General features: G+C 75.1%; 20 protein-coding genes and 1 pseudogene. 10 read left to right on the forward strand and 11 right to left on the reverse strand.

Annotated elements, in window-relative coordinates; all coding sequences use genetic code 11:
- Nucleotides 1–2: 2 nt before the first annotated feature.
- The 5 genes and pseudogenes from MY526_RS16330 to MY526_RS16350 all read left to right on the forward strand — a co-directional run bounded on the left by MY526_RS16330 (nt 3) and on the right by MY526_RS16350 (nt 4,637).
- Nucleotides 3–1,256, forward strand: a complete 1,254-nt coding sequence (locus MY526_RS16330) for a DUF3500 domain-containing protein (RefSeq protein ID WP_436704500.1) — start codon at nt 3–5, stop codon at nt 1,254–1,256.
- 184 nt (nt 1,257–1,440) lie between these two features.
- Nucleotides 1,441–3,072 (forward strand): FAD-dependent monooxygenase, encoded by a 1,632-nt coding sequence (locus tag MY526_RS16335; RefSeq protein WP_436704502.1) that lies wholly within the window; start codon nt 1,441–1,443, stop codon nt 3,070–3,072.
- Nucleotides 3,069–3,529 (forward strand): annotated as a pseudogene (locus MY526_RS16340) (family 1 glycosylhydrolase); the annotation flags it as partial. The gene MY526_RS16335 and the pseudogene MY526_RS16340, both read left to right, overlap by 4 nt.
- A 307-nt stretch (nt 3,530–3,836) precedes the next feature.
- Nucleotides 3,837–4,124, forward strand: a complete 288-nt coding sequence (locus MY526_RS16345) for a family 1 glycosylhydrolase (RefSeq protein WP_436704503.1) — start codon at nt 3,837–3,839, stop codon at nt 4,122–4,124.
- A gap of 75 nt (nt 4,125–4,199) precedes the next feature.
- Nucleotides 4,200–4,637: a VanZ family protein gene (locus MY526_RS16350; protein ID WP_436694209.1), complete on the forward strand. Its 438-nt coding sequence runs from the start codon at nt 4,200–4,202 to the stop codon at nt 4,635–4,637.
- Here the strand turns inward: MY526_RS16350 and MY526_RS16355 are convergent.
- Nucleotides 4,579–5,367 (reverse strand): MerR family transcriptional regulator, encoded by a 789-nt coding sequence (locus MY526_RS16355; protein ID WP_436694208.1) that lies wholly within the window; start codon nt 5,365–5,367, stop codon nt 4,579–4,581. The genes MY526_RS16350 and MY526_RS16355 overlap by 59 nt on opposite strands.
- 54 nt (nt 5,368–5,421) lie before the next feature.
- Here MY526_RS16355 and MY526_RS16360 point away from each other — a divergent pair, with 54 nt between their 5' ends.
- Complete coding sequence (locus MY526_RS16360) at nt 5,422–5,697, forward strand: hypothetical protein (protein ID WP_436694207.1); 276 nt, start codon at nt 5,422–5,424, stop codon at nt 5,695–5,697.
- Between the two features lie 34 nt (nt 5,698–5,731).
- Here the strand turns inward: MY526_RS16360 and MY526_RS16365 are convergent, their stop codons facing one another.
- From MY526_RS16365 to MY526_RS16400, 8 genes are all read right to left on the reverse strand, one after another.
- Nucleotides 5,732–7,198, reverse strand: coding sequence for a rhamnulokinase (locus MY526_RS16365; protein WP_436704504.1), 1,467 nt, complete (start codon nt 7,196–7,198; stop codon nt 5,732–5,734).
- 11 nt (nt 7,199–7,209) lie between these two features.
- Nucleotides 7,210–9,246, reverse strand: a complete 2,037-nt coding sequence (locus MY526_RS16370; protein WP_436704505.1) for a bifunctional aldolase/short-chain dehydrogenase — start codon at nt 9,244–9,246, stop codon at nt 7,210–7,212.
- A gap of 100 nt (nt 9,247–9,346) precedes the next feature.
- A complete protein-coding gene (gene rhaI, locus MY526_RS16375) occupies nt 9,347–10,513 on the reverse strand; it encodes an L-rhamnose isomerase (RefSeq protein ID WP_436704506.1) in 1,167 nt (388 codons plus the stop codon).
- Complete coding sequence (locus MY526_RS16380; RefSeq protein ID WP_436694203.1) at nt 10,510–10,878, reverse strand: L-rhamnose mutarotase; 369 nt, start codon at nt 10,876–10,878, stop codon at nt 10,510–10,512. The genes rhaI and MY526_RS16380 overlap by 4 nt, the downstream gene beginning before the upstream one ends.
- Nucleotides 10,879–10,952: 74 nt before the next feature.
- Nucleotides 10,953–12,038 (reverse strand): rhamnose ABC transporter substrate-binding protein, encoded by a 1,086-nt coding sequence (rhaS, locus tag MY526_RS16385; RefSeq protein WP_436694202.1) that lies wholly within the window; start codon nt 12,036–12,038, stop codon nt 10,953–10,955.
- 86 nt (nt 12,039–12,124) lie between these two features.
- The gene (locus MY526_RS16390) at nt 12,125–13,159 is read right to left on the reverse strand and encodes an ABC transporter permease (protein ID WP_436704507.1); all 1,035 of its coding nucleotides are present in this window, start codon (nt 13,157–13,159) and stop codon (nt 12,125–12,127) included.
- The gene (locus MY526_RS16395; protein WP_436704509.1) at nt 13,149–14,213 is read right to left on the reverse strand and encodes an ABC transporter permease; all 1,065 of its coding nucleotides are present in this window, start codon (nt 14,211–14,213) and stop codon (nt 13,149–13,151) included. The genes MY526_RS16390 and MY526_RS16395 overlap by 11 nt, the downstream gene beginning before the upstream one ends.
- The gene (locus MY526_RS16400; protein ID WP_436704510.1) at nt 14,210–15,748 is read right to left on the reverse strand and encodes a sugar ABC transporter ATP-binding protein; all 1,539 of its coding nucleotides are present in this window, start codon (nt 15,746–15,748) and stop codon (nt 14,210–14,212) included. Before MY526_RS16400 ends, MY526_RS16395 begins: the two co-directional genes overlap by 4 nt.
- 183 nt (nt 15,749–15,931) lie before the next feature.
- On the opposite strand from MY526_RS16400, the gene MY526_RS16405 reads away from it, so the two are divergent.
- From MY526_RS16405 to MY526_RS16420, 4 genes are read left to right on the forward strand one after another with little or no spacing between them, the layout of a single operon-like run.
- Complete coding sequence (locus tag MY526_RS16405; protein WP_436704512.1) at nt 15,932–16,960, forward strand: LacI family DNA-binding transcriptional regulator; 1,029 nt, start codon at nt 15,932–15,934, stop codon at nt 16,958–16,960.
- Between the two features lie 9 nt (nt 16,961–16,969).
- Nucleotides 16,970–17,794 (forward strand): (Fe-S)-binding protein, encoded by an 825-nt coding sequence (locus MY526_RS16410; protein WP_436694197.1) that lies wholly within the window; start codon nt 16,970–16,972, stop codon nt 17,792–17,794.
- Nucleotides 17,791–19,260 (forward strand): LutB/LldF family L-lactate oxidation iron-sulfur protein, encoded by a 1,470-nt coding sequence (locus MY526_RS16415; RefSeq protein ID WP_436704514.1) that lies wholly within the window; start codon nt 17,791–17,793, stop codon nt 19,258–19,260. Before MY526_RS16410 ends, MY526_RS16415 begins: the two co-directional genes overlap by 4 nt.
- Nucleotides 19,257–19,880, forward strand: a complete 624-nt coding sequence (locus MY526_RS16420) for a LutC/YkgG family protein (RefSeq protein WP_436704516.1) — start codon at nt 19,257–19,259, stop codon at nt 19,878–19,880. The genes MY526_RS16415 and MY526_RS16420 overlap by 4 nt, the downstream gene beginning before the upstream one ends.
- Here the strand turns inward: MY526_RS16420 and MY526_RS16425 are convergent.
- Nucleotides 19,870–21,111 carry a benzoate/H(+) symporter BenE family transporter gene (locus MY526_RS16425; protein WP_436694194.1) on the reverse strand — a complete coding sequence of 414 codons (1,242 nt, stop codon included), beginning with the start codon at nt 21,109–21,111 and terminating at the stop codon, nt 19,870–19,872. The two genes, MY526_RS16420 and MY526_RS16425, sit on opposite strands and share 11 nt — an antisense overlap.
- On the reverse strand, nt 21,108–23,891 hold the full coding sequence (locus MY526_RS16430) for a LuxR C-terminal-related transcriptional regulator (protein ID WP_436704518.1): 2,784 nt from the start codon (nt 23,889–23,891) through the stop codon (nt 21,108–21,110). The genes MY526_RS16425 and MY526_RS16430 overlap by 4 nt, the downstream gene beginning before the upstream one ends.
- Between the last annotated feature and the right edge of the window lie 2 nt (nt 23,892–23,893).

The following is a 23,893-nucleotide window of genomic DNA, read 5'->3' on the forward strand; positions in this document are numbered from 1 at the left end:
GCGTGTCCGGCGAGTTCCGCGAGTACCTGTTCCCGCACGACCACCCGCGGCTGGCCGACGTCCGCGGCCTGGATCCCTACGCCTACCGCGAGCACGCCCGGACGCCGGGCACCTTCACCGGTGGCCTGGTGGAGGGCTGGACCCCCCTGTACCGCAACGAGTTCCGCGGCGTCACCGAGAACGGCACCCTGCGCGACGGGCTGTACCCGCTGACCCCGGCCGAGCCCGGCGAGGAGGCCCCGGTCGCGGCCATGGTCGCCGCCGCCGAGGACCTGCTGGCCGCCCTCTCCGAGGCCGACCGGGCCCGGGTCTGCTTCGCCGTGGACGCCGTCGAGTGGCAGACCTGGGCCAATCCGGAGTTCATGCAGTTCGACACCGGCCTGCGGCTGGAGTTCCAGCCGCCGGAGGTCCGGGAGAAGGCGCTGGCCCTGGTCCGGGCGTCGCTGAGTCCGGAGGGGTTCGAGCTCGCGCACGCGATGATGCTCATCAACGGCTTCCTCGGCGACGTCGTCGACCTGCCCACCGTGCTCGGCGAGTGGAGCTACAACATCGCCCTCTACGGCACGCCCGACCCGCGGGCGCCGTGGGGCTGGCAGCTCTACGGCCACCACTGCGCGGTCAACTGCCTGGTCGTCGAGGGCCGCATGGCCCTCTCCCCGGTGTTCCTCGGCGCCGAGCCCGACGAGATCGACGCCGGCCCGCACGCCGGCCTGACCGGGCCGTTCGCCGACCGCATCGAGCTCGGCACCGCGCTGATGGCCGCCCTGACCGACGAGCAGCGCCGGCAGGCCACCGTCTACGCGCAGATGGTCGACCCGGCCATGCCCGAGGGCCGGGTGCACCCCGGCGACGAGCGACACCTGGCCGGCGCCTTCCAGGACAACCGGGTCATCGCGGCCGAGGGTGTCCGCGTCGTCGACCTGCCCGAGCCGGCCCGACGGCTGGCCCTGCAGATCGCCGAGACCGCCGTCCGGCTGCTGCCCGCCGGCCCGCGGGCGGCACGCATGCGGGAGATCGAGGCGCACCTCGACGAGACCTGGTTCTCCTGGATCGGCGGCTCGCAGCCCGGCGACGTCTTCTACTACCGGCTGCAGTCCCCGGTGCTCATCGCCGAGCTCGACCACCACTGCGGGGTCTTCCTCGACTACGACACCCCCAAGCCCTTCCACATCCACACCGTCCTGCGCACCCCGCACGGCAACGACTACGGGCGGGCCTGGGTCCGGCAGTGGCAGGAGCGGGCGGGGACCGCCTGAGACGGCTCCGTTCCGGTGTTCCGGTCAATGGCAGTGGGCTACGACCGGGTGACCGCCGCCACCGATGCTGGACGTGCGCTCCCCGGAGCCCCACCCGGGTCGAGCGGGTGCCGTCGGCCGGGAGCGCCGCTCCCCCGCACCACCCGCTCGCGCGTCGAGCGCTGCCCACGACAGGAGATCCGCGATGACCACTGTGCCCGCCCGCGTCCCGGTGCTCGTCGCCGGCGGCGGCCCCAGCGGCCTGGCCGCCGCGATCGAGCTCGGCCGCCGCGGCGTCGAGGTGCTCGTCGTCGAGCCGCGCACCGCGCTCGACCCGCTGCGCCCGCGCGCCAAGACCACCAGCGTCCGCACGATGGAGCACCTGCGCCGCTGGGGGCTGGCCGACCGGCTGCGCGCCGCCGCGCCGCTGCCGGTCTCGCACGCCCAGGACGTCGTCTTCTGCACCGGCCTGCTCGGGCACGAGATCACCCGCTTCCCGAACGCCTTCGGGCTCTGGACGACGCCCCGGGAGATCGCGGCCGAGTCCGGGCAGCAGGCGCCGCAGTCGCTGGTCGAGGAGGTCCTGCGCGAGGCGGCCGCCGAGCAGCCGACGGTCACGCTGCTGATCGGCTCGCGGGTCGTGTCGGTCACCGACGGGCCGGACGAGGTCCGTGCCGTGGTGGAGGGCCCGGACGGCGAGCGGTCCGAGGTCACCGCCGACTTCCTGCTCGGTGCCGACGGTGCCACGAGCATCACCCGGCCGGCGATCGGCGCGCGCTACGAGGGATCCTCCGGCGCGCTGCCCAACCTCTCGATCACCTTCCGGTCGCGGGCCCTCGACGAGCGGCCGCTGTGTGCCCTCGGCGTCCACTACTGGGTCATCGGCGCCGAGCGCGGTGGCCTCATGGGCCGCCTGGACCTCGACGGCACGTGGTGGCTGATCGTGCAGGGCGTCGGGCCGCAGGACGCCGGCGTCGACCCGGTCGCGCTGGTGCACGACTTCGTCGGTGCCGACGTCGACGTCGACGTCCTGGCCACCGACCCGTGGTCGGCGCGGATGCTCCTGGTCGACCGCTACCGCGGGCAGCGGGTCCTCCTCGTCGGCGACGCCGCACACCTCAACCCGCCGTGGGGCGGGCACGGGTTCAACACGTGCGTCGGCGACGCGGTCAACATCGCCTGGAAGCTCGCCGCCGTGCTGCAGGGCTGGGCGCCGCCGTCCCTGCTCGACAGCTACGAGGCCGAGCGCCGTCCGGTCGCCCTGCGGACCATCGCCGCCGCCGGCGACCAGGAGGCGTTCCTCGCGCCGTCCTTCGCCACCGGCGACCTCGACGACGACGGCCCGGCCGGGGTCGCGCTGCGGGCACGGCTCGCCGACGCGCTGCAGGTGAAGGACCCCGAGTTCCACAGCCTCGGTCTGGTCCTCGGCTACGACTACCCGGACTCGCCGGTCGTCGTCCCCGACGGCTCGCCCGCCCCGGACGCCGACGTCGTCGCCTACACGCCCTCGGCGCACCCGGGCGCGCGGCTGCCGCACACCTGGCTGCCCGACGGGCGCTCGGTCTACGACCTGCTCGGCGACGGCTTCACCCTGCTGCAGCTCGACCCGCAGGCCGACACCGCCGGGCTGGCCGAGGAGGCGGCGCGGGCCGGCGTCCCGCTGACCGTGGCGCACCTGGGCTCGCTGCCCCGGCTGCGCGGCCTCTACGGCGCCGGACTGGTCCTCGTCCGGCCCGACCAGCACGTCGCCTGGCGCGGCGCGTCGGTCGAGGACCCGCCCGCCCTCCTCGGCCGGGTCACCGGCCGGGTCCCCTCGACGACGGAGTCCCCTCGATGAGCACGACCTTCCCCGACGGCTTCCTCTGGGGCGCGGCCACCGCGGCGCACCAGGTCGAGGGCGGCAACGTCGGCAACGACCACTGGGAGCTCGAGCACGCCGAGCGCTTCCCGTTCGTGGAGAAGAGCGGCGACGCCTGCGACTCCTACCACCGCTGGCGCGAGGACCTCGACCTGGTCGCCGGCGCCGGCCTGAACACCTTCCGGTTCAGCCTGGAGTGGAGCCGGATCGAGCCGGAGGAGGGCGAGTTCTCCCGCGCGGCCTCGACCACTACCGGCGGATCGTCGACGGCTGCCGCGAGCGGGGACTGACGCCGATCGTCACCCTCGTCCACTTCACGATGCCGCGCTGGCTGCTGCACGACGGCCGCTGGACCGGGCCGAGGGCCGGCGACCGCTTCGCCCGGTTCACCGAGTTCGCGCTGCCCGCCGTCCGCGACGCCGGGTACGTCGCCACGATCAACGAGCCCAACCTCATGGCCGCCCAGCCGGTGATGGGTGCGATGGCCGCGCGCGGCGAGGCCATCACGGGCCTCCCCCGCCCCGACCAGGGCGTCGCCGACGCCCTCCTCGAGCTGCACCGCCGGGGCATGGACGTGCTGCGCGGCGCCGGGTCCCCGCCGGCCGGGATGACGCTGGTCGGGCGGGAGCACATCGCCGAGGACGGCGGGCTCGACCGGATGCGCGAGGAGCGCGCCGCCTTCGAGGACCAGTTCCTCGAGGCGGTCCCCAGGCCCTGGGAGCCGCCTCGCGCGCGCGGCCGAGGTGCTGCCGGGCATGCCGCTGCTGGTCACCGAGAACGGCATCGCCACCGCCGACGACGAGGACCGGATCCGGTTCACCACCGACGCGCTGCGCAGCCTCGGCGACGCCGTCGCGGCCGGCGCCGACGTCCGCGGCTACGTGCACTGCAGCCTGCTCGACAACTTCGAGTGGATGCTGGGCTACCGGCCCACGTTCGGCCTGGTCGCCGTCGACCGGCAGACCTTCGCCCGGACGCCGAAGCCCAGCCTCGCCTGGCTCGGCGACGTCGCCCGCCGCAACGCCCTCTGATCCGCGGCGCCGGCTGCCAGGACCCGTCCAGGTTCCACCCAGCCGGCTCCCCGCCGGTCGCGGGAGGGTCGGCGGATGGACGCCGAACGCCGCACCGTGCTCGACGTCGCCCTGCTGTGCGCGGCCCTCGCGGTGGTGGTGCTGACCCTCACCCCGACCGGCGGCACCGGGTGGGCGTGGGGCGCGCCGCTGACCGAGCTGCGCTGGTACGCCACCGGCCTGGAGTCCCGGTCGACGCTGTTCCAGCTCATCGGCAACCTCGTGCTGCTGGCCCCGCTCGCGGTGCCGGCCGTGCTCCGGTGGCCGGCCCTGGGAGCGCCACGGCGGCTGGGCACTCTCGCGGTCACGGTGGCCGGGAGCATCGAACTGCTGCAGTGGGCGCTGCCGCTGGGCCGGGTGGTGTCCCCCGTCGACGCCGCGCTCAACGTCTCGGGCGCGGTCGTCGCCGGGGTGCTCACCGCGGCGGCCGCCCGGCTCGGCGTCCGGGGGACCCCGTCGAGGGCCCGGGCGTAGCACCGCGCAGCTCGTGCCGGATCAGGGAGTCGAGCCGGCTCCAGGCGGCGGACGAGGCGTTGACCGAGCCCTGGATCAGCTGGGGTATCTCCGAACCCGTCGCCTGTCCGGGGAGGTCGCCGCTCCCGTACCGGTGCCTGGTGGCCGCGACGATGCGCCGGGCGAGGTCGGCGAGGAACGGGTCCCCCGGGTCGAGGTCGTGGGCGCGGTCGTAGTCCAGGTAGAGCCGGCGGAGGTCGGGGTCGGACAGGGCCTGGGCCTGGTCGCGGAAGAGCTGGGGTGCGAGGTCCGGGTGGGTGGCGAACACGAGGATCCACAGGTCGCGCTCCATCGCGACCCACCGCTCGCTGAACCCGAGTCCGCCCAGCTGCCGCAGGTGCGAGTCCACCTCAGCGGGGAGCAGGCCGGTGTGGCCGGCGGCCAGCTCGCGGAGCCGCCGCCGCGTGCGGCGCAGGCTCCGGATGCGGGCGCCGAGGTCGGCGTCGATCTGGGCGAGGGCGCGCCGGAAGGCCTCGTCCGGCCCCTCCCTGAGCGCGCGGATCCGGGCCAGCGGGACACCGGCCTCGGCGAGGGTCCGGGTCTTGATCAGCTCGACGACGTCCTGGGCCGTGTAGCGCCGGTAGCCGGAGACGTCCCGCTGCGGCTCGGGCAGGAGACCCTTCTCGTGGTAGACGCGGACCGTCTTGATCGACACGCCGACGTACCGGGCCAGCCGGCCGATGGTGATCACGGGGTCATCGTCGTGCTTGACCCTGCCCCTGGGGCAGGGTCCCAGCATGAGCCCATGACGACCCCCCGCCCCGATCGGGAGACCCTCCGGGCACTGGCCGACGAGGGCAACGAGAAGGCCCTGGACCGGCTGGCCGACCTCGCCGACGAGCGCGGGGACCTCGCCGAGTTGAGCGAGCTGCTGGACGAGGGCTGCCTGCGCGCGGGACACCTGCTGACCCGGCGCGCGGTCGCCGCCGGCGACCTGCTGGAGCTGCAGCGCCTGTCCGACGCCGGGTGCGACGAGGCCGGGACCGAGCTCGACCGGCTGCTGGACGGGCCCGGCCGGTGAGCCGGTCCGGGGCCCGCTGGGCGCCGTACCGGTGTCACGTGGGCAGGCGCGCCTCCGCGGCGTCCCAGGCGGCCGGGGAGCCGGACGGCGTGAACGTCGCGACCTCCTGGGTGGCCCGCAGCAGCGCCCGCAGCTCGGGCAGCCCGCCGTCCAGCGTCCCGGCGGCGCGGGCCTGCACCAGCGCGTTGCCCAGCGCCGCGGCCTCCACCGGGCCGGCCAGCACCGGCACGCGGCAGGCGTCAGCGGTGAGCTGGCACAGCAGGGCGTTCCGCGCTCCCCCGCCGACCAGGTGCACGACCTCGACGTCGCGGCCGGAGAGCTCCGCGGCCCGCCGGACGGCGCGCCGGTAGGCCAGGGCCAGGCTGTCGAGGATGCAGCGCACCGTCTCGGCCTGGCTCTGCGGCGGCGTCTGCCCGGTCTCGGCGCAGACGGCGGCGATGCGGGCCGGCATGTCGCCGGGCGGGAGGAAGCGCGGGTCGTCGGGGTCGACGACGGCGGTGAAGGCGGGGACGCGGGCTGCGGCGGCGAGCAGCTCGGGCAGGTCGGCGGGCAGCCCGTGCGCGGTCCAGGTCCGCTGCGACTCCTGCAGCAGCCACAGGCCCATGACGTTGCGCAGGTACCGCACCGTGCCGTCGACGCCGAGCTCGTTGGTGAAGCCCGCGGCGCGGCTGGCCTCGGTGAGCACCGGCTCGTCCAGCTCCACGCCGACCAGCGACCAGGTGCCGCACGACACGTAGGCGAACCGGTCCGACGACGCCGGGACGCCGACGACGGCCGACGCGGTGTCGTGCGACCCGACCGCGGTGACCGGCACCGGCCCGGTCAGCCCGGTCTCGGCGAGGACCTCGTCGGTCAGCTCGCCCAGCCGGTCGCCCGGCCGGCGCAGCGGCGGGAACAGCCCGCGGTCGAGCCCCAGCCGGTCGATGAACTCGTCGGCCCACTCCCGCGTGGTGGCGTCGAGCAGGCCGGTGGTGGAGGCGTTGGTGAGCTCCGCGCCGACGGCGCCGGTGAGCCAGTGCGCGAGCAGGTCGGGCACCAGCAGCGCCGTCCGCGCCGCCGCCAGCTGGGCGGTGCCGCGGCGGGCCGCCAGCTGGAAGACGGTGTTGAACGGCAGGTGCTGCAGCCCGCTGACCCGGTACAGCTCCTCGGGCGGGACGACGGCGTGCACGGCGGGTACCGCGGTCGCGTGCCGGGCGTCCCGGTAGTGGACCGGGTTGCCCAGCAGCGCGCCGTCGGCGTCCAGCAGGCCGTGGTCGACCGCCCAGCTGTCGATGCCCACCCCGTCGACCCGCCCCGCCTCACGGCCGGCGGCCCGCAGCCCGTCGAGCACGCCGCCGTAGAGGCCGAGCACGTCCCAGTGCAGCGTGCCGCCGGTGCGCACCGGCCGGTTCGGAAAGCGGTGCACCTCGGTGAGGTCGAGCCGGTCGGCGCCGACCCGCGCGACCATCACCCGGCCGCTCGAGGCCCCCAGGTCCACCGCCGCGAGGGCAGAGATGGCCATTTCCGCCCTGCTCAGCGCAGGAAGGCGGCGGCGACGCCGGAGTCGACGGGCACGTGCAGCCCCGTCGTCCGGGTCAGGTCGCCGCCGGTGAGCGCGAAGACGGCGTCCGCGACGTGGTCGGGCAGCACCTCGCGCTTGAGCAGGGTCCGCTGCGCGTAGAACTCGCCCAGCTTGTCCTCCTCGACCCCGTAGACGGCGGCCCGCGACGCGCCCCAGCCGCCGGCGAAGATCCCCGACCCGCGGACCACGCCGTCCGGGTTGATCCCGTTGACCCGGATCTGGTGCGGGCCGAGCTCGGCGGCCAGCAGCCGCACCTGGTGCGCCTGGTCGGCCTTGGTCGCGCCGTAGGCGATGTTGTTCGGGCCGGCGAACAGCGAGTTCTTGCTGCTGATGTAGACGACGTCGCCGCCCAGCCCCTGCTCGATCATGATCCGGGCGGCCTCGCGGGAGACGAGGAAGCTGCCCTTGGCCATGACGTCGTGCTGCAGGTCCCAGTCGGCCTCGGTGGTCTCCAGCAGCGGCTTGGAGATCGACAGGCCGGCGTTGTTCACGACCAGGTCCACCCCGCCGAAGGCCAGCACGGCCGCGCGGAAGGCGGCGGCGACGGCCTCGGCGTCGGACACGTCGGCGGCCACGCCCACCGCGACGTCGGCGTTGCCGATCTCGGCCGCGGCGGCCTCGGCCTTGGCCAGGTCCAGGTCGGCGACGACGACGCAGGCACCCTCGGCGGCCAGCCGGTGCGCGATCGCCTTGCCGATGCCCGACGCCGCGCCGGTGACCAGCGCGACCCGGGTGGCCAGCGGCTTGGGCTTCGGCATCCGGGCCAGCTTGGCCTCCTCCAGCGCCCAGTACTCGATGCGGAACTTCTCGCTCTCGTCGACCGGGGCGTAGCTGGAGACGGCCTCGGCGCCGCGCATCACGTTGATGGCGTTGACGTAGAACTCGCCGGCCACGCGGGCGGTCTGCTTGTTGGAGCCGAAGCTGAACATGCCGACGCCGGGCACCAGCACGATCGCCGGGTCGGCGCCGCGCATCGCCGGGGAGTCCGGGGTGGCGTGCCGGGCGTAGTAGGCGGCGTACTCCTCGCGGTACTCGGCGTGCAGCTCCGTCAACCGCGCGACGACGTCCTCCACCGGGGCGGTGGCCGGCAGGTCGACCACCAGGGGCCGGACCTTGGTGCGCAGGAAGTGGTCCGGGCAGGAGGTGCCCAGGGCGGCGAGCGGGGCCAGCTTCTCCCGGGACAGGAACTCCAGGACGACGTCGGCGTCGGTGAAGTGCCCGACCTGCGGCTTGTCGGTCGACGCCAGGCCGCGGACGACGGGGGCGAGCGCGGCCGCGCGGACCCGCCGCTCGGCGTCGGGCAGCGGCTCGAAGCCGGGGACGACGGCGCCGAACGGCTCGGCCACCCCGCGCTCGGCGAGGAACCGCTCCGCCGTCCGGATGATCTCCAGCGAGTTGGCCTCGCACTGCTCGCTGGTCTCGGCCCAGGCGGTGATCCCGTGCCCGCCGAGGATGCAGCCGATGGCCTGCGGGTTCTTCTCGGCGATCGCCGCGATGTCCAGGCCGAGCTGGAAGCCGGGCCGCCGCCACGGCACCCAGACCACGCGGTCGCCGAAGCACTCGCGGGTCAGCTCCTCGCCGTCGGCCGCGGTGGCCAGCGCGATGCCGGAGTCGGGGTGCAGGTGGTCGACGTGCGCGGCGCGGACCAGGCCGTGCATCGCGGTGTCGATCGACGGCGCCGCGCCGCCGCGGCCGTGCAGGCAGTAGTCGAAGGCGGCGACCATCTCGTCCTCGCGCTCGACGCCGGGGTAGACGTCGACCAGGGAGCGGAGCCGGTCCAGCCGCAGCACGGCCAGCCCGGGCTCGGTGAGGGTGCCGAGGTCGCCGCCCGACCCCTTGACCCACAGCAGCTCCACGGGCCGCCCGGTCACCGGGTCGGTCTCGGTGCCCTGGGCGGAGGTGTTGCCGCCGGCGTAGTTGGTGTTGCGCGGGTCGGCGCCGAGCCGGTTGCTGCGCCCGATCAGCTCGCTGACCACGGTGTTCGTCACGGGGGTGGTTCCTTCCGGAGTTCTCGGACGGACTTTCGGCGCGGAAAGTCCGGGAGGGAAGGGCAGGAATGGCCACTTCTGCCCCTGGAGCAGGAGGGGGTCACGCGCCCCAGCCGGCCTGGCGGCCGCCGACGCGCTCGCCGGCGATGCGCTCCTGGTTGCCGGAGCGGGCGTAGGCGCCGTACGGGTCGGCGTCCAGACCCCGGCTCTCGCGCAGCTCGGCCAGCAGCGGCCGGACGTCGGTGCTGAAGGCGTCGGTCAGCGCGCCGTGCGCGGCGAGCACGTCACCGGAGGTCTGGGCCGCGTGCAGGGCGTCGCGGTCGACCAGCAGCGCCTTCGCCGTCGCCTCCTGGACGTTCATCACCGAGCGGATCTGGCCGGGGATCTTCGGCTCGATGTTGTGGCACTGGTCGAGCATGAAGTTGACCCCGGCACCGGTGAGGGCGCCGGCCTCGACGATCTCGTTCATGATCCGGAACAGCTGGAACGGGTCGGCCGAGCCCACGATGAGGTCGTCGTCGCCGTAGTAGCGCGAGTTGAAGTCGAAGGCGCCCAGCCGGCCGACCCGCAGCAGCTGCATGACGATGAACTCGATGTTGGTCCCCGGCGCGTGGTGACCGGTGTCGAGCACGACCTGCGCCTGCTCGCCGAGCGCCAGGCAGTGCACCAGCGAGGTGCCCCAGTCGGGGATGTCCATCGCGTAGAAGTACGGCTCGTAGAACTTGTACTCGATGAGCAGCCGGTGGCCCGGGTCGAGCAGCGCGTAGACCTGCTGCAGCGAGTCGGCGAGCCGGTCCTGCCGGGCCCGCAGGTCGTCCTGGCCGGCGTAGTTGGTGCCGTCGGGCAGCCACAGCTTGAGGTCGGTCGAGCCGGTGGCGCGCATGACGTCGACGCACTCGGCGTGGTGGGCGATCGCCCGGTCGCGGACGGCCTTGTCGGCAGAGGTCAGCGAGCCGAGCCGGTACTCGTCGTCCTGGAAGAGGTTGGAGTTGATCGCCCCGATCTGCACCCCCAGGTCGGCGGCGTGCGCGGCCAGCTTGGCGTAGTCGTCGACCCGGTCCCACGGGATGTGCAGGGAGACGCGCGGCGCGACGCCGGTGTACCGGTGCACCTGGGCGGCGTCCTCGAGCTTCTCGAACGGGTCGCGGGCCACCCCCGGCTGGCCGAACACCTTGAACCGGGTGCCGGAGTTGCCGAACGCCCAGGAGGGCAGCTCGATGGTCTGGTCGGCCAGCGCGGCGAGCGCGCGGGCGCGGAGGTCGGTCACTGGGGGTCTCCGTTCTGCGTGGTGGTCTCGCCAGCCGCCGTCAGCTGGGCGTCGAGGTCGAAGACCAGGTCGAGCTCGTGCTTCCCGCGCCCGGGCAGGTCGCCGGGGACGTCGAAGAAGGGGGCCATCTCGGCCTCCCAGCGGGCGCTCACCTCGGTGGCGTCCATCGCGGCCTGCGCGGCGGCGAGGTCGTCGGTCACCAGGGTGCCGACGAGCAGGCCGTCCGCGCGCAGGAAGAGCTGGTAGTCGTGCCAGCCGGCGTCGCGCAGCGCGCGGAGCATCTCCGGCCAGACGGCGGCGTGGCGCTGCCGGTACTCCGCCAGCCGGTCGGGCCGGACGTGGAGGGTGAAGCAGACGCGGGGCACGGGGGTCCTCTCCGGGGGTGCGGTGTCCCGCTGCCGCCGGCCGGTCCACGGCCGGCGGCAGCGGGACGACGACGTCAGAAGTCGAAGTCGTCGATGTTGTCGGCGTTGAAGACGGTGGGCTCGCCGAGGACGACGACGCCGTCGGCCTCGATCGTGAACTCGCCCAGGTCGCCGGCCTCGAAGGTCTCGCCCTCCTCACCGGTGATCTGGCCGGCCGCGAGCGCCGCACCGGCGTACGCGGCGAGGTAGCCGAGCTCCTCCGGGTTCCACAGCGCGAAGGCCGTGACGGTCCCGTTCTGGACGTACTCGCGCATCTGGTTGGGCGTGCCCAGACCGGTCAGCGCGACCTGGCCCTTGAACTCCGAGCCGGACAGGTAGCGCGCCGCGGCGGCGATGCCGACGGTGGTCGGCGAGATGATGCCCGCCAGGTCCGGGTAGGTCTGGAGCAGACCCTGGGTCTCCTGGAAGGACTTCTCGTCCTCGTCGTCGCCGTACACCGTCGCCACGAACTCGAGGTCCGGGTGCTCCGCGGCGGCGTAGGACTGCATCTCCTCGATCCAGGTGTTCTGGTTCGTGGCGTTCGCCGTCGCGGACAGGATCGCCACCTGCCCGGCCCCGCCGATCTGCTCGGCGATCAGGTCGACCTGCGCCTTGGCGATGCCCTCGGTGGTGGCCTGGTTGACGAACAGGTCGCGGCACGCGGGGTCGGTGTCGGAGTCGAAGGTGACGACGCTGGCCCCGGCCGAGCGCGCCTGGTCCAGCGCGCTGCAGATGGCGTTGGGGTCGTTGGCCGAGGTCAGGATGACGTCGGTGCCCTGCTGGCTCAGCGTGTTGATGTAGCTCACCTGCGAGGAGGCGCTGGCCTCCGACGGGCCGGTCTCGGTGTACTCCCCGCTGAACTCGCCGGTGGCCGCCTCGGCCCCCGCCGATGCGACGGAGAAGTAGGGGTTGTTCACCTGCTTGGGGAGGAAGCCCACCGCCAGGTCGGCGGGGATCTCGGCGTCCGGGTCGGCGCTGGCGCCGGCGGCGGCACCGCCGGCGCTCTCCTCCTCGTCGCCGCGTGTGGTGCCGCCGCAGGCCGCGGTCGTGAGCACCAGGGCCGCCACCGCGAGCCCGGTCAGGCCGCCGCGCAGTGGGCGGCGGGACAGGAAGCTGGTCATTGGTTCCCTCTCTGGTCTGCCGGCGCCGAGACGGCCGGGGTGGGGCGTCGGGTGCGCGTCCGTCCCTGGACGCGCGGGTGGTGCGCTCAGGGGGTGCGCGGGCGCGCTCGGGTCCGGCGCCGGACCCAGGCGGTCACCTGCGGGGCGACGACGGCGACGATCAGCAGGCCGCCGGTCACGATGTTGAGGACGTCGGCCGGCACGTTGCCCAGCTGGAGGGCGTTGCGGACCGAGGCCAGCAGCAGGGCCCCGGCGAGGACGCCGAGCAGCCCGCCGCGGCCGCCGAAGATGGACACGCCGCCGAGCAGGATCGCCGCGATGACCTGCAGCTCCAGGCCCTGGGCGTTGTCGCCGCGGGCGCTGCCGTAGCGCAGCGTCCAGTAGATGCCGGCCAGCGCGCTGACCACGCCGGTGACGACGAACAGCCAGAACTTGGTGCGGGCGACGTCGATGCCGCTGAAGCGGGCGGCGTCCTCGCTGTTGCCCATCGCGTAGAGCGAGCGGCCGACGGGGGTGGCGTGCAGCACCACACCGGTGACCAGCACGAGGACCAGCAGGGGGACGACGACCACCGGGATGCCGGTGTCCCCGATCCCGCTGATCGCCCAGGTGGTCCACGACCGTGGGAAGTCCGCGACCGCCCGGTCACCGAGCACGACGAAGGCCAGCCCGCGGTAGAGGGCGAGGGTGCCGATGGTGACCGCGAGCGACGGCAGCCCCAGCCGCGTCACCAGGAACCCGTTGACGGCGCCGAGCACCGCGCCGAGCACCAGGCACAGCGGGATGATCAGTTCCAGCGGGAGGCCGGAGAACCACAGCTGGCCCATGACGGCGCTCGACAGGCCCACCGTGCTCGCCACCGAGAGGTCGATCTCGCCGGTGACGATCACCAGCGTCAGCGGCAGCGCGATCAGGACGATCACGACCACGTCGAGCAGCAGGAAGCCGGTGTTGCGCGCCGAGGCGAACCCCTCGACCGCGAAGGCCGCGACGAGCAGGAACAGCACCAGCACCAGGGTGATGACCCCGTCGCCGGTCCCCAGCAGGCGCAGCCGGGAGGCCGGACCGGTGCGGCGGGCCGGTGTGCCGGCCGGAGCGGTGGGGGCGGTGTCAACTGCCACGGAGGTTCCTCCCTCGGAGGCGGCGGGCGAGGCGCAGGGACAGCGACCGGTCCAGCACGATCGCGGCGAGGATCAGCGCGCCGACGGCCGCCTCGCGCCAGAACGGGTTGAGGCCCAGCTGGGGCAGCGCGGCGCCGATGGTGGTGAGGAGCAGGGCGCCCAGGGCCGCGCCGTAGACCGACCCGCTGCCGCCGAAGATGGCCACGCCGCCGACCACGGCGGCCGCGACGACGAACAGCTCCTGGCCGGTGCCGGCGGTGGCGTCCAGCGTCTGGAACCGGGCGGCGTAGAGGACGCCGGCCAGCCCGGCCAGCGCGCCGCTGACCACGAAGGCGGCGAAGACCCTCCGGCCGACCGGGATCCCGGACAGCCGGGCCGCCTCGGGGTCGGACCCGATGCCGTAGAGCTCCCGGCCGCTGCGGTAGTTGCGCAGGTGGAAGCCGACCAGGACGACGACGACCAGGGCGACGAGGAAGAGGACCGGGATGCCCAGCAGCCGGGCGCCCGCGATCGCCTTGAAGCCCGAGGGCAGGTCGGAGGCGTTGATCTGCAGCCGGTCGCTCTCGCTCGCCCACAGCGAGGTCAGGCCGCGGATGGCGTACAGCGTGCCGAGCGTGACGACCAGGGACGGCACCTTCGCCACGGCGACGATGACCCCGTTCAGCACGCCGCACAGCGCGCCGACGGCGATCCCCACGAGGACGGCGATCACGACCGGCGTCCCGGGAGCGGTGGCCAGCAGGGTGCCGGTGGCGTACGCGGAGAGGCCCAGGGTCGAGCCGACCGACAGGTCGACGTTCCTGGTGATGATGACGACGGTCTGCCCCGCCGCGAGGACGGTGAGGATCGACGCCGAGATCAGCAGGTCCCGGACGTTCTGACCGGACAGGAACCGCGGGTTCGCGATCACCGTCACGACGACCAGCAGCACCAGCGCGGCGAGGATGCCCAGCTCGCGGACGACGACCAGCCGGTGCACGAGCGCGGCACCGCGGCGCCCGCTCCGCTCGGCGGCCGGGGCCTCCGGGGGCGGTGCCGTCTGCTGGGCGGTCACGGGGCGACCGCCGTCCGGCCGGACTGGCCGGTGGCCGCGAGCATGACGCTGTCCTCGTCGGCACGGGCACGGGGGATGTCGTCGACGAGGCGGCCCTCGTGCATGACGAGGACGCGGTCGGCCATGCCGAGGACCTCCGGGAGTTCGCTGGACACCATGACGACGGCCAGGCCGTCGGCGGCGAGCTGGGACAGCAGCCGGTGGACCTCGGCCTTGGTGCCGACGTCGATGCCGCGGGTGGGCTCGTCGACGATCAGCACCCGCGGCTGGGTCGACAGCCACTTGGCCAGGACGACCTTCTGCTGGTTGCCGCCGGAGAGGGTGGAGACCGGGTCGGTGAGCCGGCCGGCCTTGACCTGCAGCTTCGTCGACCACTCGGCGGCCGTGTCGCGCTCGCGCCGGGCGGAGAGCCAGCCCAGCCGGGACAGCTGCCAGCGGCGGGTGAGGGTGGCGTTGCGCTCGACGGACAGCTCCATGACCAGCCCCTGCTGGCGGCGGTCCTCCGGGACCAGCGCGATGCCGGCGGCCATCGCCGCCGCGGGGTTGCCGGGGCGCAGCGCCTCCCCGTCGAGCTCGACCGACCCGGCGTCGTAGCGGTCGATGCCGAAGACGGCGCGCACGACCTCGCTGCGGCCGGCGCCGACCAGCCCGGCCAGCGCGACGATCTCGCCGGCGCGCACGTCGAAGGAGACGTCGCTGAAGACGCCCCGGCGGCTGAGGCCCCGGACCGAGAGGACGACCTCGCCCGCCTCGACGTCCAGCTTCGGGAAGAGCGAGGAGACCTCGCGGCCGACCATGCGGCGGACGACCTGGTCGACCGTGAGGTCGGCGGTGGCGTCGGTGGACACCCACTGGCCGTCCCGCATGACGGTGATCCGGTCGCAGAGGTCGAAGACCTCGTCGAAGCGGTGCGAGATGAAGAGGACGGCGGCCCCCGAGTCGCGCAGCGAGCGGGCCACGGTGAACAGCCGCTCCACCTCGACGCCGGACAGCGCCGCCGTCGGCTCGTCCATGACCAGCACCCGGGCGTCGAACGAGATCGCCTTGGCGATCTCGACCATCTGCTGGTCGGCGATCGACAGGCCGCGGGCCGGCCGCTCGGGGTCCAGGCGCACGCCCAGCCGCTCGAACAGGGCCCGGCAGCGGGCGGTGAGCTCTCGGCGGTCGATCCGCCGCCCGCCGGTGAGCGGCTGGCGGCCCATGAAGATGTTCTCCGCGACCGAGAGGTCGGGGAACAGCGTGGGCTCCTGGTAGATGACCGCGATGCCGGCGGCGCGGGCCGCGGCCGGGCCGTCCAGGGTGACCGGCGCGCCGTCGAGCATGACGCGGCCGGCGTCCGGGCCGTGCACCCCGGCGAGGATCTTGACCAGCGTGGACTTGCCGGCGCCGTTCTCCCCCACGAGAGCGTGTGCCTCGCCGGCCCGGAGCTCGAGCTGCGCACCGCGGAGCGCGGCCACCGCGCCGAACGACTTGCCGACGTCCTCGAGGGCGAGGACCACGGGACCTGCGGGCGCTGGTGCCGGGGCATGGTCCACGATGACCGCCTCCTTCGCCTGAAACGATTCATGAGCTGCTGTGGCGTAGACCATAGGACCCACTCCGGGGAGTGTCAACGGCCGATCAGGTGCCGCGTGGCGACGCCGGATTTCGCGTTACGATCGGTTTGACACGTTTCAGTGCGTGGACGAGGATCGAGGCCACCGACCCGAGGAGGAACCGTGACCGCGAGCATCCGCGACGTCGCACTGCGCGCCGGGGTCTCGGTCGGCACGGTCAGCAACGTGCTCAACCGCCCCGAGGTGGTCGCCACGACGACCCGCGACCGGGTGCTGTCGGCGATCGCCGAGCTGGGCTTCGTCCGCAACGAGTCGGCCCGCCAGCTGCGCGCCGGCTCCAGCCGGACCGTGGGCCTCGTCGTCCTCGACATCGCCAACCCGTTCTTCACCGACGTCGCCCGCGGGGTGGAGGACGTCGTCAACGCCGCCGGGTTCGCGCTCATCCTCTGCAACTCCGACGACCGGCCGGAGAAGGAGACCGCGTACCTCGACGTCCTGGCCGAGCAGCGGGTCCAGGGCGTGCTGATCACCCCGACCGCCGAGCTGTCGCCGCACCTGGAGACCCTGCGCCGCCGCGGCGTGCCGATCGTGCTGCTCGACCGCCGCGCCCCCGGTCCCGACCAGTGCGCCGTCGCGAGTGACGACGTCCTCGGCGGCCGGCTCGCCGCCGAGCACCTGCTCGAGCGGGGACACCGGCGGATCGCCTTCATCGGGGGTGCCTCCGGGCTCCCCCAGGTGCAGGAGCGGCACGCCGGCGTCGAGGCCGCGGTCCACGAGACCTGCGGCACCGACGACGCCCTGACCGTCTTCTCCCCCGAGGTCCTCACCGTCGCCAGCGGCCGCGAGGCCGCCGAGCGGATCATCGGCATCCCCGCGGCGAAGCGGCCCACGGCCGCGGTGTGCGCCAACGACCTCATGGCCCTGGGGGTGCTCCAGGAGATGGTGCGGCACGGGGTGCGGGTCCCCGAGGACTTCGCCATCGTGGGGTACGACGACATCGACTTCGCCGCGGCGGCCGCCGTCCCCCTGACCTCGGTCCGCAAGCCGCGCCACGAACTGGGCCGCAAGGCCGCGGAGCTGCTGCTCGACGAGGCCCGGGGCGAGGGACACGTCCACGAGCAGCCGGTGTTCGAGCCGGTGCTGGTCGTCCGCGAGTCGAGCATGGCCCGCCGCCCCGGCGCCACGAGCTGAGAGGACAGCGTGAGAGTCGCACTCTTCGCCACCTGCCTGGTCGACACGGTCGTGCCCCAGGTCGCCCGCGCGACCGCGGTGCTGCTGGAGCGGCTGGGGCACGAGGTCGTCGTCCCGCCCGGGCAGGCCTGCTGCGGGCAGATGCACGTCAACACCGGCTACCGGCGCGAGGCGGTGCCGATCGTGGCCAACCACGTGCGCGCCTTCGCCGGGGCGGAGGCGGTGGTGGCGCCGTCCGGGTCTTGCGTGGCGTCGATCCACCACCAGCAGGCGATGGTCGCCCGCCGCGCCGGGGAGCCCGCCCTGGCCGACGAGGCCGAGGCCCTCGCCGCGCGGACGTACGAGCTGTCGCAGTTCCTGGTCGACGTCCTGGGCGTCACCGACGTCGGCGCCTACTACCCGCACCGGGTCACCTACCACCCGACCTGCCACTCGCTGCGCCTGCTGCGGGTCGGCGACCGGCCGCTGCGGCTGCTGCGCGCGGTCCGCGGGCTCGACCTGGTCGAGCTGCCGGGCGCGGAGTCCTGCTGCGGCTTCGGCGGCACCTTCGCGGTCAAGAACGCCGACACCTCGACGGCGATGCTCACCGACAAGATGGCCAACGTGCTGTCCACGCACGCCGAGGTGTGCACGGCCGGCGACGCCTCGTGCCTCATGCACATCGGCGGCGGGCTGTCCCGGCTGCGGTCGGGCACCCGGACGGTGCACCTGGCCGAGATCCTCGCCTCGACGGAGCAGTCCACCCACCCCACCACCCCGACGGACGCCGTGACCCCCCACCAGACCACGAAGCCCTCGGTCCCCGCGGAAACCGGCGCGGGGGGACGACGGTGACCGCCGTCCACCTCGGGATGCCGGGCCTGCCGACGGCGCCCCGAGGGGTGGGGCACCTGCGCGGCGACCGGTCGTTCCCCGACGCCGCCCGGGACGCGCTGCGGGACGGGCAGCTGCGGGCCAACCTCGGCCACGCGACGACGACGATCCGCGGCAAGCGCGCCGCGGTCGTCGGCGAGGTGCCCGACTGGGAGCAGCTGCGCCAGGCCGGGAAGGCGCTCAAGGCCGCCACCATGGCCCGCCTCGACGAGCACCTGATCGCCCTCGAGGAGCAGGTCACCGCCCGCGGCGGCACCGTGCACTGGGCCCGCGACGCCATCGAGGCCAACGAGATCGTCACCCGGCTGGTCCGGGCCACCGGCGCCGACGAGGTCGTCAAGGTCAAGTCGATGGCCACCCAGGAGATCGGGCTCAACGAGGCGCTCGAGGCGGCCGGCGTCACCGCCCACGAGACCGACCTGGCCGAGCTGATCGTCCAGCTGGGCGAGGACACGCCGTCGCACATCCTGGTTCCGGCGATCCACAAGAACCGGGCCGAGATCCGCGAGATCTTCCTGCGCACCATGCCCGGGGTCGACCCGGGGCTGACCGACGACCCGCGCCGGCTGGCCATGGCCGCCCGCGCGCACCTGCGGGAGCGGTTCCTGCGCGCCCGGGTGGCGGTCAGCGGGGCCAACTTCGCCGTCGCCGAGACCGGCACGCTCGCCGTCGTCGAGAGCGAGGGCAACGGCCGGATGTGCCTGACCCTGCCGCAGACGCTGATCACGGTCATGGGCATCGAGAAGGTCGTCCCCACCTGGCGCGACCTCGAGGTGTTCCTGCAGCTGCTGCCGCGCTCCTCCACCGGCGAGCGGATGAACCCCTACACCTCGCTGTGGGCGGGGGTCACCCCCGGCGACGGCCCGCAGGAGTTCCACCTCGTGCTGCTGGACAACGGGCGGACGGCGGTGCTCGCCGACGAGGTGGGCCGCGAGGCGCTGCACTGCATCCGCTGCTCGGCCTGCCTCAACGTCTGCCCGGTGTACGAGCGGACCGGCGGCCACGCCTACGGGTCGGTCTACCCCGGCCCGATCGGCGCCGTCCTCTCCCCGCAGCTCACCGGCGTGGAGGACAACGCCTCGCTCCCCTACGCCTCCACCCTGTGCGGCGCCTGCTACGACGTCTGCCCGGTCGCGATCGACATCCCCTCGATCCTCGTGCACCTGCGCGCCGAGCACGTCGAGGCGCAGGAGCGCACCACGCCGGAGGCGCTGGCCTTCCGAGCGCTGGCGAAGGCGATGTCGAACCCCCGGCTCTGGCGGCTGGCCCAGCGCGCCGCCGGCCTCGGCCGGTTCCTCGCCCGTGGGAGACCGACCCTCCCGGCCGCCCTCCCGCCGCCGATCTCGGGGTGGACCCGCACCCGCGACCTGCCCACCCCGCCCCGCGAGACGTTCACGCAGTCCTGGGCCCGGGAGCACCGGCGATGACCGGCGCGCGCGACGAGGTGCTCGCCCGCATCCGCACCGCCCTCGGCCCGCAGCGGCCGGCGGTCGAGGTCACCCGCGACTACCGCACCACCGACGACCGGCCGGCGGCGACGCTGCTCGACGTCCTCACCGACCGGCTGGAGGACTACCGGGCCACGGTCGTGCGGTGCGCGCTGTCCGAGGTGGCGGCCACCGTCGCCGGCGCACTGCGGACGGCGCTCGGCGGGCACGAGCCGGCCGACGTCGTCGTCGCGCCCGGGCTGCCCGCCGACTGGCGACCCGAGGGCGCGGTGGCCGACGACGGCCGGCCCGCCGTCGAGCTCGCCGCCTTCGCCGCCACGGTCACCGGCGTCGCCGTCGCGGTCGCGGAGACCGGCACCCTGGTCCTCGACGGCTCACCGCGCTCCGGCCGCCGGGCGCTGTCGCTGCTGCCCGACTGCCTGGTCTGCGTCGTCGAGACCGGCCAGGTCGTCGGCGGCGTCCCGGAGGGCCTGGCCCGGCTGGACCCCACCGCCCCGCTCACCATGGTCAGCGGCCCCTCGGCGACCAGCGACATCGAGCTGCAGCGCGTCGAGGGCGTGCACGGGCCCCGCACGCTGGTCGTCGTCCTCACCGGCTGACCGCGAGGTCCCCCCGCTCGAGCACCGCGGAGACGGCGAGCCCGGCCAGCAGGCCCCAGAAGGGCGCGCCGATGGACAGGACCGACACGTCGGCGACCGTCACCACGAAGGTGACCAGAGCGCCCAGGGTGAACCGGGTGCTGAACGCGGCGACGAAGGAGGCCTGCAGGACGCGCAGCATGGCCAGCCCCGCGAGGGCGGCGACGAAGGCCGGCGGCGTGGCGAGCATGGCGCCGGTGAACAGCGGGGAGCACAGGCCGAAGACGACCGCGAGCAGTCCGCAGACGATGCCGGCCGTGTACTGCCGGCTGCGCTCGCCGGACGCCGAGAGCAGCGCGTTGGTCGGCCCGGTGAGGCAGGTGGACACCGTCCCGACCGTGGCGGCCAGCAGCGACCACGCGCCGCAGGCCACCGTGACGGCGTTGGTCGGCGGGGCGTGACCCGCCGCGCGCAGCACCGCCACGCCCTGGCCGTTCTGCACCACCAGCACGGTGATGGCCAGCGGGACGACGAGCTCCACCAGGGCCTGCGGTGACCACTGCGGCGCGGTGAGCACCGGCGAGGCGAACCAGTTCCCGCCCGCCGCCGTGGGCGCGAAGCGCCCGGACAGCGCCACCGCTCCCGCGCCGACGACCAGCGCCCCGATCAGCGGGGGCACCCGCCGCCCCAGCCCGGGCAGGGCGCTCAGCACGACGAACGTGATCACCATGGGGGCGGCGATCGCGACGTCGTCGCGCAGCGCGTGCACCAGGTCCACCCCGAAGCGCAGGAAGACCCCGGCGACCATGGCCATGACGATCGGCATCGGGACGACCGCCATCGCCCGGCGCACCCAGCCGGTCAGCCCGAGCGCCAGCACCAGCAGGCCGGTGGCCACGAAGGCACCGACCACCTCCGGCCACGCCAGGTGGGTCAGCGCCGGCCCGACGAGGACGGTGCCCGGGATCGTCCAGAAGAAGGCCAGCGGCTGCCGGTAGAGCCAGCAGGCGAGGACGGTGAGGACGCCGTTGAGGAAGAAGGCCCCGAAGATCCACGAGGCGAGCTGCTCCTCGGACAGGCCGCCCTCGGTGCCCACCGCCAGGATCACCGCGACCGGGCCGGTGGCCGCGAAGACCAGCCCGATGAGGCCGTTGGCCGCGTAGAGCGGGCCGGCGTCGCGCAGCACCCGGCGCGGGCCGGGCAGCGGCCGGTCGGGGCGCTCGAGAAGGGGCTCGGCGGTCGGCGCGCTCACGGCGCCAGGGGGCCGCGCGAGGCGCGCGCCGCCAGCTCCGACCGGGACCGGACCCCGACCTTGGCGTAGACGCGGGTCAGGTGGAACTGGACGGTCTTGACCGACAGCATCATCGCCGCGGCCACCTCCTTGTTGGTCATCCCCGTCGCCACCAGGTCGGCGACGGTGCGCTCCTGCTCGGTCAGGGTGTCGGGGCCGGCGTCGGCCGTGCGGAGCGCCGGCCGGCCGGTCTTGAGCTCCCGGTCGCAGCGCTCGACGGCGACCCGGGCGTCGAGCGCGGCGAAGAGCTGCCGGGCCGCGGTGAGCAGCTCCGCGGCGTCCCGCCGGCGTCCGGCCCGGCGCAGGGTCAGCCCGTGGACGAGGTCGACCCGGGCCTTGTCGTACGGCAGGGGCAGCGGGGCGAGCCGGGTGCGGGCGGCCTCGAACGCCCGCTCGGCCCCGCCGACGTCGCCGCGGGCGGCCATCAGCCGGCCCCGGACCACGCCCAGCCGGGCGCCCACGGAGCGGTGCCCGCGCCGGTCGGCCGTGGCCTCCAGCGGCGCGAGGAACGCGTCCGCCTCGGCCAGCCGGTCGGTCAGCACGAGCGCCTCGGCGTACAGGCCGTGCCAGGGCCAGAAGCCCGGCTCGTCGAGCCCGCCGCGCGGGGTGCGGGCGGCCAGCGGCGCGAGGTGGCGGACGACGGCGGGGAAGTCCGACGCCGCCTCGGCGACGGCGGCTCGCGCCAGCAGCGTGGGCACGGTCATGACCGCGTAGTCGTGCTCGGCCGCCGCGCCGAGGCGGAGGTGCCGGTCGGCGGCGTCCGGCTCGCCGCGCAGGGCGTGCACCTGGGCCCCGGTCCAGTGCACCAGCGGCCGCAGCAGGTCCAGCCCGGTGGCGTTGAGCAGCACCTCCCCCTGGGCGACGGCGTCCAGCGCCCCCGGCCAGTCGCCCAGCGCGAGCCGGGTCCGGGCCAGCCACACCAGCGCCCACAGCGACACCCGGTTGGACCCGGTCTGCCGCGAGGAGGGGACGGCGAACTCGAGCTCGCGCCGCGCGCCCTCGGGGTCGTCCCGGGCCAGGAGCAGCCAGCCCAGCCCCATCCGCGCGCGCTGCAGCTGCGGCCCCGGCGGGCTCTCCGCGACCGCCTGCCGGTAGGCCGTCAGCGCCCGGTCGACCTCGCCCCGGGCGGCGTGGCCGAGCCCCACGACGGCGCGGGCCTCCACCGCGACCGGGGAGCCCGGCGCGGCGTGCTCGACCGCCCGGCCGGCCCACCGGACCAGCTCGTCGCCGTCCCAGTCGGCCAGCGCGTGCAGCACCCGGCGCTGGCAGACGACGGCGGCGGCGTCCCGGTCGGTGCCCCGGTGCCGCCACGCGGTGTCCAGGTGGGCCAGCGCCTGCCCGCGGCGGCCGCGCTGCAGCGCGACGTAGGCCAGGACGGCGTCCCGGCGCGGGCCGGCGGGCAGCGCCTCCAGGTCGGGCAGCGCCTCGACGGCCTGCCCGAGCAGGCCTGCGCCGGCCAGGGCGTCGACGGCCTGGATCAGCCGGTCCTCCCGCTCGGCCCGGCTGGGGCTGATCCGGCCGGCGTCGATGAGCGCGCCGGCGACCACGGCCCACGCCCCCTCGTCGGCCTTGCGGCGGGCCAGCTCCACCAGCTGGGCGGCCAGGCCGGCGTCGGGGAGCGGAGCCGCCTCGACGCGGTGGCGGAGCTGCTCGGTCTCGTCGTCGACGATGCCGGCCGCGCGCAGGTGCAGGTCGTGCCGCCGCATCGGCGGCAGGCCGCCGTGCACCGCGCCGCGGACGAAGCGCTCCGGGAAGGCGACGACGTCCAGGCCGTGCCCGCCGGCGGGCGCGAGCAGCCCCGCACTGCACGCCTCGTCGAGCGCCGCGATCGGGTCGGTGAGGCCGGCCAGCGCCGCGGCGTCGGCCAGCACGGGCGACGGCCCGAGCACGGCGGCGGCCTCCACCAGGGCCCGGGCCGCGGGCGAGCAGCCCTCCAGCGCCTGCCGCACCCGGCGCTGGACGGTGCTCGGCGCGGGCAGCCGGGTCTGCCAGTCGGTCCAGCGCGCCGGAGGCGTGCCGCGCAGGACCTCCAGCAGGTGCCGCGGGATCCCGGCGGTGTGCTCGCTGAGCCGCCGGGCGACCGGCAGCGGCAGGTCGACGGCGACCACACGCGCGGCCAGCAGCCGGGTCTCCTCCGGCCCCAGCGGGGGCACCCGCACCCGCACGGCCTCGAGCCGGTCGAGCACATCGAGGGCGGCGTGGTCGCCCGGAGCCGCCCAGCCCACGGTCCGGGCGAGCAGCAGCAGGACGGCGGCGTCGCGGGTGCGGGCCACTGCGGACCCGACCGCCTGCAGCGAGACCGCGTCCGCGCAGTGCGCGTCGTCCACGGCCACCAGCAGCGGCTCGTCGGCGGCCGCCGCCGCCCACCGGGCCGCCAGCTCGGTCCCGAGGTCGGCCGGGTCGGCCGCGTCCTGCGGCACCGGGGCGCCGCCGGGCAGGTCGTCGAGCAGCCGCCGGACCAGCGCACCCGGCCGGCGGCTCTCCCACGGCAGCCCGGCCACCGTGCTCTCCCGCAGGCCGGGGTGGCGACCGCGGAACCGGCGCAGCAGGGTCGTCTTGCCGATGCCGGCCGGGCCCTCGACGACGGCCACGACCGGTGTGCCGGTCCGGGCCGTGGCCAGCAGCGCGTCGAGCTGCCCGGCCTCGGCGGCCGGACCGACGACGTGGACGTCGTCCTCGCCCGGGCGCACGTCCCCACCGTAGGGCGGGTCGGCGGGGAGGGCCTCCGCCGCGGTCGGCACGC

This window comes from Geodermatophilus sp. CPCC 205761 (assembly GCF_051383655.1).
In the GTDB taxonomy this organism is placed as follows: domain Bacteria; phylum Actinomycetota; class Actinomycetes; order Mycobacteriales; family Geodermatophilaceae; genus Geodermatophilus.

What these genes read in the sequence shown, in the direction of transcription:
- MY526_RS16350 (WP_436694209.1), top strand. Translation starts at nt 4,200, where the DNA reads ATGGACGCCGAACGCCGCACCGTGCTCGACGTCGCCCTGCTGTGCGCG.
- MY526_RS16360 (WP_436694207.1), top strand. Translation starts at nt 5,422, where the DNA reads ATGACGACCCCCCGCCCCGATCGGGAGACCCTCCGGGCACTGGCCGAC.
- MY526_RS16365 (WP_436704504.1), bottom strand. Translation starts at nt 7,198, where the DNA reads ATGGCCATCTCTGCCCTCGCGGCGGTGGACCTGGGGGCCTCGAGCGGC.
- MY526_RS16420 (WP_436704516.1), top strand. Translation starts at nt 19,257, where the DNA reads ATGACCGGCGCGCGCGACGAGGTGCTCGCCCGCATCCGCACCGCCCTC.
- rhaS (WP_436694202.1), bottom strand. Translation starts at nt 12,038, where the DNA reads ATGACCAGCTTCCTGTCCCGCCGCCCACTGCGCGGCGGCCTGACCGGG.
- MY526_RS16335 (WP_436704502.1), top strand. Translation starts at nt 1,441, where the DNA reads ATGACCACTGTGCCCGCCCGCGTCCCGGTGCTCGTCGCCGGCGGCGGC.